This window comes from Nocardioides sp. GY 10113 (assembly GCF_004919105.1).
GTDB lineage: Bacteria > Actinomycetota > Actinomycetes > Propionibacteriales > Nocardioidaceae > Nocardioides.
This window is the reverse complement of sequence record NZ_STGK01000005.1, coordinates 254,023-270,467: the sequence shown is the minus strand read 5'-3', so window position 1 is coordinate 270,467 and position 16,445 is coordinate 254,023. Positions and strand designations below refer to the sequence as shown.

Annotated in this window: 15 protein-coding genes; 11 read left to right on the top strand and 4 right to left on the bottom strand. The window is 71.8% G+C overall.

The window, feature by feature from the left end; all coding sequences use genetic code 11:
- Nucleotides 1–30: 30 nt before the first annotated feature.
- The 4 genes from E8D34_RS09085 (at nt 31) to E8D34_RS09070 (ending at nt 2,627) form a co-directional block, all read left to right on the top strand.
- Nucleotides 31–1,296, top strand: coding sequence for a cysteine desulfurase (locus E8D34_RS09085; protein ID WP_136594288.1), 1,266 nt, complete (start codon nt 31–33; stop codon nt 1,294–1,296).
- A gap of 2 nt (nt 1,297–1,298) precedes the next feature.
- Nucleotides 1,299–1,766 (top strand): Fe-S cluster assembly sulfur transfer protein SufU, encoded by a 468-nt coding sequence (gene sufU, locus E8D34_RS09080; protein WP_136594287.1) that lies wholly within the window; start codon nt 1,299–1,301, stop codon nt 1,764–1,766.
- Between the two features lie 62 nt (nt 1,767–1,828).
- Nucleotides 1,829–2,173 (top strand): metal-sulfur cluster assembly factor, encoded by a 345-nt coding sequence (locus E8D34_RS09075; protein ID WP_276606591.1) that lies wholly within the window; start codon nt 1,829–1,831, stop codon nt 2,171–2,173.
- Between the two features lie 10 nt (nt 2,174–2,183).
- Nucleotides 2,184–2,627 (top strand): hypothetical protein, encoded by a 444-nt coding sequence (locus tag E8D34_RS09070; protein WP_136594286.1) that lies wholly within the window; start codon nt 2,184–2,186, stop codon nt 2,625–2,627.
- Here the strand turns inward: E8D34_RS09070 and E8D34_RS09065 are convergent.
- Nucleotides 2,615–3,133, bottom strand: coding sequence for an SRPBCC family protein (locus E8D34_RS09065; protein ID WP_136594285.1), 519 nt, complete (start codon nt 3,131–3,133; stop codon nt 2,615–2,617). The two genes, E8D34_RS09070 and E8D34_RS09065, sit on opposite strands and share 13 nt — an antisense overlap.
- 48 nt (nt 3,134–3,181) lie before the next feature.
- Here E8D34_RS09065 and E8D34_RS09060 point away from each other — a divergent pair, with 48 nt between their 5' ends.
- Nucleotides 3,182–3,817 (top strand): acVLRF1 family peptidyl-tRNA hydrolase, encoded by a 636-nt coding sequence (locus E8D34_RS09060; RefSeq protein ID WP_136594284.1) that lies wholly within the window; start codon nt 3,182–3,184, stop codon nt 3,815–3,817.
- On the opposite strand, the gene E8D34_RS09055 is transcribed toward E8D34_RS09060, so the two are convergent.
- Nucleotides 3,814–4,287: a GNAT family N-acetyltransferase gene (locus E8D34_RS09055; RefSeq protein ID WP_136594283.1), complete on the bottom strand. Its 474-nt coding sequence runs from the start codon at nt 4,285–4,287 to the stop codon at nt 3,814–3,816. The genes E8D34_RS09060 and E8D34_RS09055 overlap by 4 nt on opposite strands.
- Nucleotides 4,288–4,348: 61 nt before the next feature.
- On the opposite strand from E8D34_RS09055, the gene E8D34_RS09050 reads away from it, so the two are divergent.
- From E8D34_RS09050 to abc-f, 4 genes are all read left to right on the top strand, one after another.
- The gene (locus E8D34_RS09050; protein WP_136594282.1) at nt 4,349–5,299 is read left to right on the top strand and encodes an ABC transporter ATP-binding protein; all 951 of its coding nucleotides are present in this window, start codon (nt 4,349–4,351) and stop codon (nt 5,297–5,299) included.
- Nucleotides 5,296–6,915, top strand: coding sequence for an ABC transporter permease (locus E8D34_RS09045; RefSeq protein ID WP_136594281.1), 1,620 nt, complete (start codon nt 5,296–5,298; stop codon nt 6,913–6,915). Before E8D34_RS09050 ends, E8D34_RS09045 begins: the two co-directional genes overlap by 4 nt.
- Nucleotides 6,916–6,924: 9 nt before the next feature.
- The gene (locus E8D34_RS09040) at nt 6,925–7,830 is read left to right on the top strand and encodes a phosphotransferase (RefSeq protein ID WP_136594280.1); all 906 of its coding nucleotides are present in this window, start codon (nt 6,925–6,927) and stop codon (nt 7,828–7,830) included.
- Nucleotides 7,831–7,941: 111 nt separating this feature from the next.
- Nucleotides 7,942–9,540 carry a ribosomal protection-like ABC-F family protein gene (gene abc-f / locus E8D34_RS09035; RefSeq protein WP_136594279.1) on the top strand — a complete coding sequence of 533 codons (1,599 nt, stop codon included), beginning with the start codon at nt 7,942–7,944 and terminating at the stop codon, nt 9,538–9,540.
- Nucleotides 9,541–9,627: 87 nt separating this feature from the next.
- Here abc-f and E8D34_RS09030 read toward each other — a convergent pair whose 3' ends face one another.
- The gene (locus E8D34_RS09030; RefSeq protein WP_136594278.1) at nt 9,628–12,168 is read right to left on the bottom strand and encodes an FtsX-like permease family protein; all 2,541 of its coding nucleotides are present in this window, start codon (nt 12,166–12,168) and stop codon (nt 9,628–9,630) included.
- The gene (locus tag E8D34_RS09025) at nt 12,165–12,977 is read right to left on the bottom strand and encodes an ABC transporter ATP-binding protein (RefSeq protein ID WP_136594277.1); all 813 of its coding nucleotides are present in this window, start codon (nt 12,975–12,977) and stop codon (nt 12,165–12,167) included. The genes E8D34_RS09030 and E8D34_RS09025 overlap by 4 nt, the downstream gene beginning before the upstream one ends.
- A 137-nt stretch (nt 12,978–13,114) precedes the next feature.
- Here E8D34_RS09025 and glpK point away from each other — a divergent pair, with 137 nt between their 5' ends.
- Both glpK and E8D34_RS09015 read left to right on the top strand, forming a co-directional pair.
- Complete coding sequence (gene glpK / locus E8D34_RS09020) at nt 13,115–14,635, top strand: glycerol kinase GlpK (RefSeq protein WP_136594276.1); 1,521 nt, start codon at nt 13,115–13,117, stop codon at nt 14,633–14,635.
- Between the two features lie 58 nt (nt 14,636–14,693).
- Complete coding sequence (locus E8D34_RS09015; RefSeq protein ID WP_136594275.1) at nt 14,694–16,433, top strand: glycerol-3-phosphate dehydrogenase/oxidase; 1,740 nt, start codon at nt 14,694–14,696, stop codon at nt 16,431–16,433.
- The last annotated feature ends 12 nt before the right edge of the window (nt 16,434–16,445 follow it).

Sequence of the window (16,445 nt, the reverse complement as noted above, 5' to 3'; positions counted from 1 at the left end):
CAGGCACCCACGTTCCACGAAGGAGCACCGATGGACGGACTACTCCCCGAGCTGGAGGTCATCCGCAAGGACTTCCCGATCCTCGAGCGCACGCTCGCGGGCGGGATGCCGCTGGTCTACCTCGACAGCGCGAACACCTCGCAGAAGCCGCAGGTGGTGATCGACACGATGGTCGACCACCTCGAGCGGCACAACGCGAACATCGCGCGGGCGATGCACCAGCTCGGGGCGGAGTCCACCGAGGCCTTCGAGGCCGCGCGCGACAAGGTCGCCGCGTTCATCGGTGCCCCCGAGCGGGACGAGGTGATCTTCACCAAGAACGCCTCCGAGGCGCTCAACCTGGCCGCGCAGACGCTGTCGTTCCCCGGGGAGCGACAGCTGAAGCCCGGCGACGAGATCGTGATCACCGAGATGGAGCACCACTCCAACATCGTGCCGTGGCAGATGGTCGCCGAGCGCACCGGTGCGACCCTCCGCTGGTTCTCGATCACCGACGACGGCCGGCTGGACCTGGGCAACATCGACGAGCTGATCACCGAGCGGACCAAGGTCGTCTCGCTGACCTGGGTCTCGAACATGCTCGGCACCATCAACCCGATCGCCGAGATCGCGCGTCGCGCCCACGCCGTTGGATCGCTGGTCGTCGTCGACGCCTCCCAGGCCGCCCCGCAGCTGCCGATCGACCTCGCGGCGATGGCACCCGAGGAGCGTCCCGACCTGCTGGCCTTCACCGGCCACAAGGTCGTCGGCCCCACCGGCATCGGGGTGCTCTGGGGCGCCCGCGCGGTGCTGGAGTCGCTACCGCCGTTCCTGGGCGGCGGCGAGATGATCGCGACCGTCCGGATGGAGGGCTCGACCTACGCCGGCATCCCGCACAAGTTCGAGGCCGGCACCCCGCCGATCGTCGAGGCGATCGGGCTGGGCGCGGCGGTCGAGTACCTCGGCCACATCGGCCTGGACGCGGTCCACCGGCACGAGCAGACCATCACGGCGTACGCGCTGGAGGGCCTGCAGAGCATCCCGGGCCTGACCGTGCTCGGTCCGCTCGACGCGACCGCGCGCGGCGGGGCGATCTCGTTCGAGCTCGAGGGCGTGCACCCGCACGACATCGCGCAGGTGCTGGACAGCCGTGGCGTCGCCGTGCGCGCCGGTCACCACTGCGCGAAGCCGGCCCACGCCCGGTTCGGCGTGCAGTCCTCGACCCGGATGTCGTCGTACCTCTACACGACGCCGGCGGAGATCGACGCGCTCGTCGAGGCGCTGAACTACACCCGCTCGTACTTCAAGGTGGGCTGACCATGGCTGCCGCACAGGACCTGGACGCGCTCTACCAGGAGATCATCCTCGACCACTACAAGCGCCCGCACGGCAAGGGTCTGCGCGAGCCCTTCGACGCCGAGGTGCACCACGTGAACCCGACCTGCGGCGACGAGATCACGCTGCGGGTGCACGTCACCGGCTCCGGTGACGAGGCCGTCGTCGCCGACGTGTCCTACGACGCCCTCGGCTGCTCGATCTCACAGGCCTCGATGTCCGTCCTCTACGACCTCCTGGTCGGCAAGACGGTGGCCGAGGCGATGGCGGTCCACGAGGACTTCCTCACCCTGATGCAGGGCAAGGGCACCGTCGAGCCCGACGAGGACGTGCTCGAGGACGGCATCGCCTTCGCCGGAGTCGCCAAGTTCCCCGCGCGCGTCAAGTGCGCCCTTCTCTCGTGGATGGCCTTCAAGGACGCCACCGCCCGATCGCTGGAGACACACAAGTGACCGAGAACGTGACCGACAACGCCACCGACAACGCCACCGACAACGCCACCGACAACGCGGATCTGCCCGAGGTTCCCCAGGCGACCGGCGGCACCGCCACCGCCACCGTCGAGGACGTCACCGAGGCGATGAAGGACGTCGTCGACCCCGAGCTGGGCATCAACGTGGTCGACCTCGGCCTGGTCTACGACGTGCACCTGGACGAGTCGTCGAACGTCGTGCTGGACATGACCCTGACCTCGGCGGCGTGCCCGCTGACGGACGTGATCACCGACCAGACCAACATGGCACTCGAGGGCCTGGTCAACGACGTCGCGATCAACTGGGTCTGGATGCCGCCGTGGGGCCCGGACAAGATCACCGAGGACGGCCGCGAGCAGCTGCGGGCGCTCGGCTTCAACGTCTGAGGATCGGGCCGTGACCGGCGAGGCCGACCCCGGTGACGGTGGCCACGAGGACCTGCTCCGGTTCTGGACGGTCGCGCGCGAGCGCGCGAAGGTCGCCACGCTCCCCGGATACTTCGCCCCCTCCCCGCTCGCCGCGGTGCCGCCCCCGACGTGGTCCTTCGGCGAGGACCCGGCAGAGGCGGACCGGTTGCTGGAGGTGCTGCTCTCGGGCGAGCGCCACTCGATCGCCGTCCTCGCGTCCGAGCTGGCCGCGGGGGAGGAGGCGCCGACGGTGGGCACCCTGGGGATCGTGGTCGACGGCTCCGGGCGGCCGCGGGCGCTGGTCACGGCCCGGGCGGTGACCGTCCTGCCGGCCGGCGAGGTGGACGCCACGGTGCTGATCGAGCCGGCTCCCGCGGCGGAGCCGGGCGCGCCGGTGCTGATCGAACGGTTGCAGGTCCTCTACGAGGAGTGAGCCGCGCCGGAGCCGAACCGAGCGTCGGTGTAGCTGCGCAGGTTGCGCAGGAACCGCCGGAAGACCCGGTTCATCACGGGCGTTCCGAGCGGCATCGTCCACTTCGAGGGGCCGCGCACGTCGAGCGCGAGCGTCCAGGTGAGCCGGCAGCCCTCGGGGGTCGGCACCACGTCGTACCGCTCCGCGAAGGCCTTCACGGTCCTGGTGGACGCGGAGTTGAACCGGAATCCCATCCTGGTGAACTCGTCCCAGGCCAGGAACTCCTCCTCGCCGACGAGCCCACCGCGCATCGTCACGGTGCGCGTGGTTCCCACGCCGCGGGGCTCGGGCGTGGTCCACTCGACGTCGGTGATCACCTTCGCCCAGCGTGGCCAGGACGAGGCGTCGGCGAGCACCTCGAAGAGCTGGGCGGGCGTGATCGCGAGGTCGACGCTGTTGGAGTACCGGTAGGGGGCGGTGTCGACGAAGTCGAGGTCGACCTTCTCGCAGGGATGCTGGGCGGACACGGGACGAGACTAGAACAGGTTCTCGTTCTACGGGAGGGGTGGAGACGGATGGCCAGGCACGTGCTGGTGCCCGCGGCCCGCTGGTCGCGGTGGGTCGACGGCTTCTGTTCCGGACGGAGCGGCGTCGCCCTCCGGGTCGAGGACGGTGTTCTGCGGGGGACCGCGTCCGACGGCTCCTGGTTCCGCGCCCGCCTCCCGTTCGACCGTCGGTACGACGGCGTGCCTGACGCCGTCGCGTTCGCCGCCGCGGCCGCACCACCGCCGCCCGCCTGGGGCGTCCTGCTGGTCCGCAAGGGCGGCTTCGCCGTCGCCCGGCTCGCCGGTGCCGGGATCGAGGCGTCGAAGGTCGGCCAGCGGCACGTCCAGGGGCGCACGAAGGCCGGCGGCCAGTCCCAGCAGCGGTTCGCCCGGCGCCGGGACAACCAGGCGCGGGAGGCCTACGAGGCCGCGGCGGGCCACGCCGTACGGATCCTGACCGGCGAGGGGCGCGTGGACGTGCTCGTGACCGGTGGGGACCATGCCGCCGTCGAGGCGGTCCTGGCCGACCCGCGGCTGGCCCCGCTGACGGTCGTCGGCCCCTGGCTGGCGGTGCCCGACCCGCGTCGCAGCGTGCTGGAGCAGGCGGTGGCCGACGCGTGCGCGATCGCGGTCGAGGTCGAGAACGCGCCGCCGCTCCGCGGCTAGGCCGAGACCGCTGCCTCGAGCTCCAGGGTGAGGTAGGCGCTGTGGGGGTCGTGGGTGTAGTCGGCGAAGGGCTCGCAGGGAACGAAGCCGCGCGAGCCGTACAGGGCGCGCGCCGGGAGGAAGTAGTCCTCGGTGCCGGTCTCCAGGCTCAGCCGTCGGTACCCGCGGTCGCGGCCGACCGCGATCAGGTGGTCGAGGAGCCGCACCCCGACGCCGCGGCGTCGTGCGCTGGTGGCCGATCGCATGGACTTGATCTCGGCGTGCCCGGGGTCGTGCTCCTTGAGCGCGGCACACCCCAGCAGGACGCCGTCCTCGCGCAGGGTCCAGAACGAGATGTCGGGGCCCGCGAGAGCGTCCGGGTCGAGCGCGTGGACGCTCTCCGCCGGCGAGGTCGCGTACATGTCCGCCAGGTGCTCGGCGAGCAGCACCAGCACGTCCTCGCGCCGAGGATCGTCGAGATCGATCTGCATGGCGAAATGCTAGGTGGCGCTTGCCGGACGGGTGCCGGCGGTCCTGTGTAGCGTCACCCCCATGCAGAGCTCCGGCGACGCCGTGATCGAGATCCGCGACCTGGTCAAGACCTTCGGCCCCGTCCGCGCCCTCGACGGACTCGACCTCGAGGTCCGGCGGGGGGAGGTGCACGGCTTCCTGGGACCCAACGGCGCCGGCAAGTCGACCACGCTGCGGGTGCTGCTCGGACTGCTGCGCCGCGACTCCGGGGATGTCCGGCTGTTCGGCGGCGACCCGTGGCGCGAGGCCGCCGAGCTGCACCGCCGGCTCGCCTACGTCCCCGGCGACGTCAGCCTCTGGCCCAACCTCACCGGCGGCGAGGCGATCGACCTGCTCGGTCGCCTGCGTGGCGGGCTGGACCCGAAGCGGCGCGACGAGCTGATCGAGATGTTCGAGCTCGACCCGACCAAGCGCGGCCGCAGCTACTCCAAGGGCAACCGGCAGAAGGTGGCGCTGGTCGCCGCGCTCGCCGCCGACACCGAGCTGCTGCTCCTCGACGAGCCGACGTCCGGACTGGACCCGCTCAAGGAGGAGACGTTCACCGGCCTGGTCGACCGTTTCCGCGACGACGGCGGAAGCGTCCTGCTGAGCAGCCACATCCTCGCCGAGGTGGAGAAACTCGGCGACCGCGTCAGCATCATCCGCTCGGGGCGGATCGTCGAGTCCGGATCGCTGGCCGACCTGCGCCACCTGACCCGGACCTCGTTGGACGTGGAGCTGGTTGGTCCGCCGACCGGGATCGCCGGTCTCCCGGCCGTCCACGACGTCCAGGTCGACGGTCATCGGTTGCGCTGCCAGGTCGAGACCGACCAGCTCAACGAGGTGCTCGGCGCGCTGCACCGGGTCGGCGTGCGGACCCTGATCTCCCAGCCGCCGACCTTGGAGGAGCTCTTCCTGCGCCACTACGGCGATGAGCCCGAGGAGCCCGTGACGCCCGGGGAGGCGACCGCCGCATCCGGAGCGAGCACGTGAGCGCCTCGACGAGCCTGGTCGGCACCGGGCTGCTGCTGCGCAGCCACCTGGCGCGCGACAAGTGGATGATCCTGTGGTGGAGCCTCGGGGCCGCGTTCCTGTACTGGTCGCAGGGCGCCGGCCTGGCGGGCGTCTACGCGACGCAGGCCGAGCTCGACCGGGCCGCGGCGAGCCTGGACGGGAACGCGGCGTTCATCGCGATGCTCGGCCCCGCGCGCGCCCTGGACACGGTCGGCGGCCAGATCTTCTGGCAGGCCAGCGCCATGGGTGCGGTGGTCGCCGGCCTGATGAGCATGTTCCTGGTCGGGCGGCACACCCGGGTCGATGAGGAGACCGGCCGCGACGAGCTCGTCCGGGGCGCCCCGATCGGACGGCACGCCCCGCTGGTCGCCGCCTTCGGCGTGGCGCTGATCGCCAACCTGGCGATGGGGGCGCTGCTGATCGGCAGCCTGTTGACCCTGCACGTCGACTCGCACCTGAAGGGCATGCCGCTGTCGATCACCGACAGCGTCGCCGCCGGCGTCGGACTGACCACGCTCGGCTGGGTCTTCAGCGGCACCGCCCTGATCGCCGCGCAGCTCACCACCAGCGCCCGGGGCATGTACGGCATCGCCGGCGTGGTGATCGGCGCGTCGTACGTCCTGCGTGCGGTCGGCGACGTCGGCAACGGGGTCCTCACCTGGCTCTCGCCCATCGGCTGGTACCAGCAGATGTATCCCTACTCGGGCCTGCGCTGGTGGCCGCTCGCGCTCCTGGTCGTCGCAGCGGTGGGCGCCGCCGCGGTGGGCAACCTGCTGTTCGAGCGTCGTGACGTGGGTGCCGGGATCCTGGTCGGCCGCCCGGGACCGGCGCGTGCGGGCGCCGGGCTGCGCTCCGGCCTCGGCCTGGCCTGGCGCCTGCAGCGCGGCAGCGTCTACGGCTGGACCGCGGGAGTCTTCATGACCGGCGCGGCCTACGGCGCCATGGGCGACAGCGTGAAGGAGCTGCTCGGCGACAACCAGTTCGCCCTCGACGCGATGGCGGGCGGGGGCGCGTTGAACCTGGTCGACGCGTTCTATGCCACCTCGCTGGTGATCCTGGCGCTGATCGGCAGCGGCTACGCGATCTCCTCGGTGCAGCGGCCTCGCTCCGAGGAGGGCGACGGGCACATGGAGGCGCTGCTGGCCACCGGGCTCAGCCGCTCGGCCTGGCTGGTCGGCCACGTCGCCGTCACGGTCGGCGGCACGCTCGTCGTCCTGGCCGGCGGTGGCCTGGGGCTCGGCCTCGGCTACGCCGCCACGACCGGCGACTGGGGTGCGGTGGTGCGCTACGGCGTACCGGCGCTGATGTACGTGCCGGCGGTCCTGGTGCTCAGCGGGCTCGCGCGCCTCCTCTACGGCGCCGCCCCGCGGAGGCTGTTGATCGGCTGGCTGGCTCTCGCCTTCTGCGTCGTGGTCCTGATGTTCGGCGACTTCCTGAAGTTCCCGGGCTGGCTGGTGGATCTCTCGCCGTTCCATCACCTGCCGTTGGTGCCCGCCGAGGACTTCGACGCCGTCCCGGTGCTCGCCGTGGCACTGGTCGCCACGCTGCTGTCCTTCGCGGGACAAATGGCGTTCCGGCGGCGCGACATCGGCTAGTTTCGCGCCATGTGGCAGCCCGAGCCGGAGTGGCTGGCCCTCCCGGGCGGCTCCGGTACGTCGACCGTCGGCGTCTGGCGCACCGCGCACGGCGGCCGTCCGGTGGTCGTGAAGCGCCTCGCCGCGCCGGGGCCGGGCGACCCCGCGGTCCTCTCGCAGCCCGACCACGTCGGCTACTGGCGTCGGGAGGCCGACGTGCTGCTGACCGGGCTGACCGCGGGTACCCGCGGACTGCGCAGCCCGGCGGCCGCGGTCGAGGAGGACGCCGAGGGCATCACGATCACCCGTGACTGGGTGGAGGACGACGCCAGCAGCGGGCTCTTCCTCGCCGTCGCGCTCGGCAGGTTCGCCGGCGTCGACCTGCCGCGCCCGCGCTTCCTCGCCGCCCACCTGCTGCGCGACCGCCTGGAGCGCGTCGCTCGGCGCGGCGGCTGGCCCACGCTCGCCCGCACCACCGTCGCCGACGTCGCCGACGTCCTGTGGCGCGGGCGGAACGGCTTCCTCGAGGCGTTGGAGGGGCTGCCCCAGGTACCGCAGCACGGTGACCCGACGGCGGCCAACCTGCCCGGACGCGACGGGGACGACGCGATCGCGATCGACTGGGGCACGCTCGGCCACGGCCCGGTCGGCGGCGACCTCGGCTACCTGTCGCTCTCCTCGCGGGAGGAGTTCGAGCCGCTGCTGGACGCCTACCTGTTGGGGCTGCCCGCGGAGGTCGCCGATCGCGACGCGGTGGTGACCGGCGCCCGGGTGGTGGCCGTCTTCACGGCACTCAGCCGGGCCGAGTGGGCGCTGGCGCGGGTCGCCACCGGGGAGGGCGCCCTGGCCTCCAAGTACCGCCATCCGGCGGTCGCCCCGCACCTGCGCACCCTGCAGCGGACCTTCCCGATGATCGAGGCGCTGCTCGAGCGCTGACCGGCCCGCTGCCGGCGCGTCACCGGCGCTGACGTCGTACGGGTTCGGGCCGGTCCGGGTGCGCCGCTGATGCGTGGGATGGGGCGCTGACATGGGAGAATGGGGCACGTCATGATCACGGTGCACCAGGTCGAGGTTCGAGTCGGTGCGCGGCTCCTCATGGAGAACGTCAGCTTCCGGGTGGGCCCGGGTGACAAGGTCGGTCTGGTCGGGCGCAACGGCGCCGGCAAGACCACCCTCACCAAGGTCCTCGCCGGCGACGTGCTGCCCGCGTCCGGAACCGTCAGCAACAACGGGGAGATCGGCTACCTGCCGCAGGACCCGCGGGTCGGCGACCCCGCGGTACTGGTGCGCGACCGGATCCTGTCCGCGCGCGGCCTCGACGACGCCGTACGGCGGATGCGGGACGCGGAGCACCAGATGGCCTCCGAGGACCCGAAGGTCCGCGAGAAGGCGATGCGGCGCTTCCAGCGGGCGCAGGACGAGCTCGACGCGGGTGGCGGGTACGCCGCTGAGACCGAGGCGCTCCAGATCGCGCAGAGCCTCGGCATCCCCGACCGGCTGATGGACCAGGAGCTGGGCACCCTGTCGGGTGGCCAGCGTCGGCGCGTGGAGCTGGCCCGGATCCTCTTCTCCAGCGCCGAGGTGCTGATCCTCGACGAGCCGACCAACCACCTCGACGCCGACTCGATCACGTGGCTGCGGGACTGGATGAAGTCCTACAAGGGCGGCTTCATCGTCATCTCCCACGACAACGAGCTGCTCGAGGAGACCGTCAACAAGGTCTACCACCTCGACGCCAACCGCGCGGTCATCGACGTCTACAACATGGGCTGGCGCAACTACCTGCAGCAGCGGGAGACCGACGAGGCCCGGCGCAAGCGCGAGATGATGAACGCGCAGAACAAGGCCAAGACGCTCACCGACCAGGCCAACAAGATGCGGGCCAAGGCGACCAAGGCGAGCGCCGCCCAGCAGATGCTGAAGCGCGCCGAGAAGCTGCTCGACGGGCTCGAGGGGGAGCGGCAGGCCGACAAGGTCGCCGCCATCAAGTTCCCGACGCCGGCCGCGTGCGGCAAGACCCCGCTCACCGCGAAGGACCTGTCCAAGTCGTACGGCGCGCTCGAGGTCTTCACCGCCGTCGACCTCGCGATCGACAAGGGCTCGCGGGTGGTCATCCTCGGGCTCAACGGCGCGGGCAAGACCACCATGCTGCGGATCCTGGCCGGCGTCGACCAGCCCGACACCGGCATGGTGATCCCCGGGCACGGCCTCAAGGTCGGCTACTACGCCCAGGAGCACGAGACCCTCGATGTGGGTCGCTCGGTGCTGGAGAACATGCAGTCCTCCGCGCCGCAGCTGACCGACACCGAGGCGCGCTCGGTGCTCGGCTCGTTCCTCTTCTCCGGCGACGACGTGCACAAGCCCGCGGGCGTGCTGTCCGGTGGTGAGAAGACCCGGCTCGCACTGGCCTCGCTGGTCGTCTCGGCTGCCAACGTGCTGCTGCTCGACGAGCCGACGAACAACCTCGACCCGGCCTCCCGTGAGGAGGTCCTCAACGCGATTCGTCGCTACGAGGGCGCCATCATCCTGGTCACCCACGACGAGGGGGCCGTGCACGCGCTCGAGCCGGACCGCGTGCTGATCCTGCCCGACGGCGTCGAGGACCTCTGGAACGTCGAGTACGCCGACCTGATCAGCCTGGCCTGAGGTCCGGACTGAGGTCCGGACTGAGGTCCGGACTGAGGCCGCGGGCTCGACGGACTCGACCAGCCGGCCGAGCCCGCCGAGGCCTCCTCACTCCGAGGCGATGGCCGCCAGCACGTTGAGGCGCGAGGCCCGGATCGCCGGGATCACGGCGGCCAGGACGCCGACCACGATCGCGATCGCGAGGAACAGGACCAGGCTCCCGAGCGGCAGGCCGAGGCTGGTCAGGTCGTCCTTCAGCGACTCGCGCAGCAGCACGCCGATGAGCACGCCCAGGGCCATGCCCAGGACGGCGCCGAGGACCGCGATGGCCACCGACTCCAGGGTGATCATCCGCCGCAGCCGTGCCCGGCTCATGCCGATCGCGCGCAGCAGCCCGATCTCGCGGGTCCGCTCGATGACGGAGAGGCCGAGCGTGTTCACGATGCCGATCACCGCGATCACGATCGCCAGCGCCAGCAGGCCGTAGATCATGTAGAGCAGCTGGTTGATCTGGCCCCGGATCGTGTCGGAGAACTCCTGCTTGTCGTAGACCGCGACGATCGGGGTCGACTTCGCCGCCTCGTCGAGCGCTTCACCGACCGCGATCGGATCGGCGCCCGCCTCCAGCGTGATCGACAGGTTCGTGTCCTGCCGCGGGATGTCGACAGTGGCGAACAGCTCCAGCGGCACGCTGATCTCAGCGCTGGTCTCGGTGGACTCAGAGATCCCGGCGACGGTGAGGTCCAGGCTCTTGCCGGCCAGGAAGCTGAGCGTCAGCGGCGAGCCGACGCTGAGGTCGTAGTCGGCGGCGAAGTCCTCGGTGACGACGGCCTCGTCCCCGCTGATGTCCTGCGTGCCGTCGACCATGGTCAGGTCGTAGATCTCGCTGAACGCGCTGTCGTTGCCGGCCACGAACACGGTGTCGCCGTCGAGCTGGGCCGCGGTCCACTGCTGGCGGCTGACCAGGTCGACGCCGTCGACCTCGGCCAGGCGGTCGCCGACGTCGGTGGAGAACGGCAGGAAGTTTGAGCTCTGCACGAGGAAGTCGGAGGTGAACTCCTCCTCGACGATGTCGTCGACCGAGGCGTTCAGCGACGACGCGAGCACGCCGATCGTCGAGACCAGCGCGAGCCCGATCATCAGCGCCGACGCGGTGGCGCCGGTGCGGCGCGGGTCGCGCAGGGCGTTCTCGCCGGCCAGCCGACCGGTGGTGCCGAAGAGCGCACCGAACAGGCCGCGGCACAACACCAGCACCGGGTGCCCGATCACCGAGGCGATCACGGCGACGGTGAGGATCCAGATCACCGCGGCGACGCCGATCCACACCGCGTCCGGGCCCGGGCCGCCGACGACACCGAGCACGGCGGCTCCGGCGCCGAGGGCCAGCAACACGCTGCCGATGGTCGTCCGGCGGCGCAGCGAGCCGCGCTCGGGTGTCGAGTCCATGCGCATCGCCGCGACAGGGGCCACCTTGCCCGCACGGCGCGCCGGCAGGTAGGCGGCGACCAGGGTGACGCCGATGCCGACCACGTAGCTGACCAGGATCGCCTGGCCGCCCAGGGTGAGTGCGTCGCCGGCGATGTCGAGCCCGGCGGCGCGGAAGATCGCCGCCAGGCCGCGGGAGAGCAGCCACCCGAGCCCGATGCCGATGGTGGACGCCACGAACGCGAGCACCACGGCCTCGAGCAGCACGGACGAGGTGACCTGTCGACGGGCGGCGCCGAGCGCGCGCAGCAGTGCCAGCTCCCGGCTGCGCTGCGCGACCAGGATCGTGAACGTGTTGACGATGATGAAGCCGCCGACGATCACGGCGATGATCGCGAACACCAGCAGGAACGTGGAGATGATGTCGAGGAACTGACCGACGGCGTTCTGCGACTCCTCGGCCACCTGGTCGCCGGTCACCGCCTCCCAGCCGTCGGGAACCACCGAGCTGGCCGCGGCGACGAGCTCCTCCTGGGTGACGCCGTCCGCGGCGGTGAGGGTGATCTGGTTGTACTCGTCGCGGCCCTCGAGGAACAGGTCCTGGGCGCCCTCGGTGCTGAACACCAGCAGGGTCGCGCCCGCCGTACCGCCGCCGTTGAACTCGCCCGTGCCGACCAGGGTGGCGGTGCGCTCGGGCTCGCCGAAGGGCGCCAGCAGCTTCACCTCGTCGCCTAGCGCGTAGTCGCCGTTCTCGGCGGCGGCGTCGTCGAGCAGGATCTCGTCGGCGGCCTCCGGCCACTGGCCGCTGGTCAGCTCCATCGGCGACTCCCCGGCCATGTTCGGCGCGCCGTTGAAGTTGAACGCCAGGGTCGGCGCTCCGGTGCCGCCGACCAGCGTCCCGTCGGAGGCGAGCAGGCTCATCCCGATCCCGACCACGTCGCCGTCGGCCCGCTGCACCTCCGGCAGAGCCGCCAGGTCGTTGGCCACGGCGGGAGTCAGCGTCTGCGTCGTCTGGGCCGGTGCCGCGTCGAACGAGTCGGAGTCCGCCGGGCGGACCACGCCGTCGGGGGTGGAGCCGTAGATGATCCCGTCGAAGGTCGAGGACAGGCCGTTGCTGAAGACCAGCACGCCCGAGAGGAACGCGACGCCCAGCACGATCGCCAGGCCGCTCATCACGAGCCGCACCTTGCGGGCCAGCAGGTTGCGGAGGGTCAGCTTGATCACGCCGTGCCGCCTCCGGCCTCGGCGCGGCGCGCGGCGGCGACGTCCTGCAGGCGCGTCATGTGCTCCAGGATCTGCTCGCGCTCGGGCTGGTGGAGCTCGTCGACGACGCGGCCGTCGGCCAGGAAGACCACGCTGTCGCAGTACGACGCCGCGACGGCGTCGTGGGTCACCATCACCACGGTCTGGCCGAAGTCGTCCACGCTGCGGCGCAGGAACGACAGCACCTCGGCGCCCGAGGTGCTGTCCAGGTTGCCGGTCGGCTCGTCGGCGAAGACGATCGAGGGCTGGCTGACCAGCGCGCGGGCGCAGGCGACCCGTTGCTGCTGGCCGCCGGACATCTCGCTCGGCCGGTGTCCGAGCCGGTCGCGCAGACCGACCGCGTCGATCACGGTGTCGAACCACTGCTGGTCGGGCTTCTTGCCGGCCAGGTTGAGCGGCAGCAGGATGTTCTCCCGCGCGGTGAGGGTGGGGACCAGGTTGAAGGCCTGGAAGACGAAGCCGATCCGCTCGCGCCGCAGCGTGGTCAGCGCCTTGTCCTTGAGGCGGCCGAGGTCGACGCCGTCGACCTCGACGTCGCCGGAGGTCGGCGCGTCCAGCGCGGCCATGCAGTGCATCAGGGTGGACTTGCCGGATCCCGACGGCCCCATGATCGCGGTGAACCGGCCCGCGGCGAGGTCGAGCGTCACGCCGTCGAGAGCGTGGACGGCCGAGTCCCCGGAGCCGTAGGTCTTGCGCAGGTCCCTCGCCCGTGCGGCCGGCGGCACGGGGTCGTGGGTGGGGGCAGGCGGGGACGCGGGAGCCGTGGTCATGGGTCAAGCCTGCCGGAAGCCGTCGACACGTGCCATCGGGGATCGACCCTGAGGTCCTCTCAGGGTGGGTCCCGGATGGCCGGGACCGGCCCGCGGACCTGTGCCGATCCGTCGGGGCGCTGTGCCAGAGTGTCGCCATGGCACAGCCGCGGTACGTCGGCGCGATCGACCAGGGCACCACCAGCACCCGTTTCATGGTCTTCGACCACGGCGGCCAGGTGGTGGCCCGTCACCAGCTCGAGCACCAGCAGATCCTGCCGCGCGCCGGCTGGGTGGAGCACAACCCGGTGGAGATCTGGGAGCGGACCTCCGCGGTGGTCCAGACGGCCCTCGGCCAGGCCGGCCTCTCGCACGCCGACCTCGCGGCGATCGGGATCACGAACCAGCGGGAGACCACGATCGTCTGGGACCGCCGTACGGGCCGCCCGCTGCACAACGCGATCGTGTGGCAGGACACCCGCACCGACAGCATCGCGGCGGCGTTGGAGCGGGACGGGACCGGCGACCTGATCCGGCAGCGCGCGGGGCTGCCGCCGGCGCCGTACTTCTCCGGCGGCAAGCTGCGCTGGCTGCTGGAGAACGTCGAGGGTCTCCGCGATCTCGCCGAGGCCGGCGACGCGCTCTTCGGCACCCCGGACACCTGGATCCTGTGGAACCTGACGGGTGGGGTCGAGGGCGGCGTCCACGTCACCGACGTCACCAACGCCAGCCGGACGATGCTGATGGACCTGGAGACGCTCGACTGGGACCCCGAGCTGCTGGAGGTCTTCGGGGTGCCGCGCGCGATGCTGCCGGCGATCCGCGAGTCCTCCGCGACCACGCCGTACGGCGTCACCCGTCGCAGCGGTCCGTTCCGCGGCGAGGTGCCGATCACCGGCATCCTGGGCGACCAGCAGGCCGCCACGGTCGGCCAGGTCTGCTTCGCCCCCGGCGAGGCCAAGAACACCTATGGCACCGGCAACTTCATGTTGCTCAACACGGGCACTGAGATCGTCCGCTCCCGGTCGGGGCTGCTGACCACGCCGGCCTACCGGTTCGGCGACGAGCCGTGCGTGTACGCGCTCGAGGGCTCCATCGCGGTGACCGGCTCGGCGGTCCAGTGGCTGCGCGACCAGCTCGGCATCATCAGCGGCGCTGCGGAGTCGGAGTCGCTGGCCCGGCAGGTGGAGGACAACGGCGGGGTGTACTTCGTACCCGCGTTCTCGGGCCTCTTCGCGCCGTACTGGCGCTCGGACGCCCGCGGCGCGATCGTCGGCCTCTCCCGGTTCAACACCAACGCGCACCTGGCCCGGGCCACCCTCGAGGCGATCTGCTACCAGTCGCGCGACGTCGTCGAGGCGATGAGCGCCGACTCCGGGGTGGCGCTGGAGACGCTGAAGGTCGACGGGGGAGTCACCCTCAACAGCCTCTGCATGCAGATCCAGGCCGATGTGCTCGGCGTGCCGGTGAGCCGCCCCGAGGTCCCGGAGACGACCGCGCTCGGCGCCGCGTACGCCGCCGGCCTCTCGGTGGGCTACTGGGGCTCGACCGACGAGCTGCGACAGAATTGGCGTGAGGACACCCGCTGGGAGCCGCAATGGGGCGAGGAGCGGCGGGAGGCCGGCTACGCGCAGTGGAAGAAGGCCGTCCAGCGGACACTCGACTGGGTCGAGGTCTGAGCGCTCACCCGGCACCGACCGCGCGGCCCCGCAGGGCCGTCCGACCAGGGAGACATCCATGCAGCCCGCCGCACTCTCGCCCCGCACCCGCTCCGCCGCCCTGCGCCGGATGGCGAGCACGCAGCTCGACGTCCTGGTGATCGGGGGTGGGGTGGTCGGCGCGGGCTCGGCGCTCGACGCCGCCACCCGCGGGCTCTCCGTCGGGCTGGTGGAGGCCCGCGACTTCGCCTCCGGCACCTCCAGCCGCAGCTCCAAGCTGATCCACGGCGGACTGCGCTACCTGGAGATGCTCGACTTCCGACTGGTCGCCGAGGCCCTCAAGGAGCGCGGCCTGCTGATGCAGCGCCTCGCCCCGCACCTGGTCCGGCCCGTTCCCTTCCTCTACCCGCTCACCGGCCGCGGCTGGGAGAGGTGGTACGCCGGTGCCGGCGTGGCGCTCTACGACGCGATGTCGCGGTTCAGCGGCTACGGCGACACGACCCCCGTGCACCGGCACCTGACCCGGCGCGGTGCGCGGCGAGCCTTCCCCTCGCTGCGCAAGGAGGCGTTGGTCGGCGCCATCCGGTACTACGACGCGCAGGTCGACGACGCGCGGCACACGATGTTCCTCGCGCGCACCGCGGCCACCTACGGCGCCGCCGTCGCCTCCCGCACCCGCGTGCTCGGCCTGGTGAAGGAGAGCGAACGGGTGGTCGGCGCCGAGGTGATCGACCTGGAGACCGGGCGGCGGTTCACCATCCGCGCCTCACAGGTCATCAACGCCACCGGCGTCTGGACCGACGAGACCCAGGCGATGGCGCGCGAGCGAGCTCAGTTCCACGTCCGCGCCAGCAAGGGCATCCACCTGGTCGTCCCGCGCGACCGGATCCGCGGGGAGGCCGGCCTGATCCTGCGCACCGAGAAGTCGGTGCTCTTCGTGATCCCGTGGAAGCGACACTGGATCATCGGCACCACCGACACCGACTGGGAGCTGTCCAAGGACCACCCGGCTGCCAGCTCGCGCGACATCGACTACCTGCTCGAACGCGTCAACGCCGTGCTCGAGGTGCCCCTGAACCGGGACGACGTCGAGGGGGTGTACGCCGGACTCCGACCGCTGCTCGCCGGCGAGAGCGAAGCGACCTCGAAGCTCTCCCGCGAGCACGCGGTGGCCCACAGCGTGCCGGGGCTGGTGGTGGTCGCCGGCGGGAAGTACACGACCTACCGGGTGATGGCGGCCGATGCCGTCGACGAGGCGGTGCACGGGCTGGAGTCGGTCCTCGGACGGACCGTGGGCGCCTGCGTGACGGAGAACGTGCCGCTCGTCGGCGCCGACGGCTACCAGGCCCTGTGGAACCAGCGGCGCCAGCTGGCGCGCAACTCGGGGCTGGCGGTCAACCGCGTCGAGCACCTGTTGGAGCGGTACGGCTCGCTCGTGCTCGAGGTGCTCGACATCGTCGCCGCGGAGCCGGTCCTCGGGGAGCCGCTGACGGGCGCCGAGGACTACCTCGCGGTCGAGGCCGTCTACGCCGTCACGCACGAGGGGGCACGGCACCTGGACGACATCCTCACCCGGCGCACGCGGATCTCGTTCGAGACCTTCGACCGTGGCGTCGCGGCGGCGCCCTACGTGGCCGAGCTGGTCCGCGGGCACCTCGGCTGGGACGCGGACCAGACCGAGCGCGAGGTCGAGCACTACGTGAAGCGGGTGGAGGCGGAGCGGGAGAGCCAGCGTCAGCCGGACGACCACACCGCCGACGCGGCGCGCAAGGGTGCAGCCGACGTCGTGCCGGTCACCCAGGTGGCCTCCGCGGAGTAGCCGAGCACGGTC

Excerpts from the sequence above, each read along its gene's own strand:
- E8D34_RS09060 (WP_136594284.1), top strand. The coding sequence starts at position 3,182 with ATGGCCAGGCACGTGCTGGTGCCCGCGGCCCGCTGGTCGCGGTGGGTC.
- E8D34_RS09025 (WP_136594277.1), bottom strand. The coding sequence starts at position 12,977 with ATGACCACGGCTCCCGCGTCCCCGCCTGCCCCCACCCACGACCCCGTG.
- glpK (WP_136594276.1), top strand. The coding sequence starts at position 13,115 with ATGGCACAGCCGCGGTACGTCGGCGCGATCGACCAGGGCACCACCAGC.
- E8D34_RS09015 (WP_136594275.1), top strand. The coding sequence starts at position 14,694 with ATGCAGCCCGCCGCACTCTCGCCCCGCACCCGCTCCGCCGCCCTGCGC.
- E8D34_RS09050 (WP_136594282.1), top strand. The coding sequence starts at position 4,349 with ATGCAGAGCTCCGGCGACGCCGTGATCGAGATCCGCGACCTGGTCAAG.
- E8D34_RS09055 (WP_136594283.1), bottom strand. The coding sequence starts at position 4,287 with ATGCAGATCGATCTCGACGATCCTCGGCGCGAGGACGTGCTGGTGCTG.
- E8D34_RS09040 (WP_136594280.1), top strand. The coding sequence starts at position 6,925 with ATGTGGCAGCCCGAGCCGGAGTGGCTGGCCCTCCCGGGCGGCTCCGGT.
- E8D34_RS09085 (WP_136594288.1), top strand. The coding sequence starts at position 31 with ATGGACGGACTACTCCCCGAGCTGGAGGTCATCCGCAAGGACTTCCCG.
- sufU (WP_136594287.1), top strand. The coding sequence starts at position 1,299 with ATGGCTGCCGCACAGGACCTGGACGCGCTCTACCAGGAGATCATCCTC.
- abc-f (WP_136594279.1), top strand. The coding sequence starts at position 7,942 with ATGATCACGGTGCACCAGGTCGAGGTTCGAGTCGGTGCGCGGCTCCTC.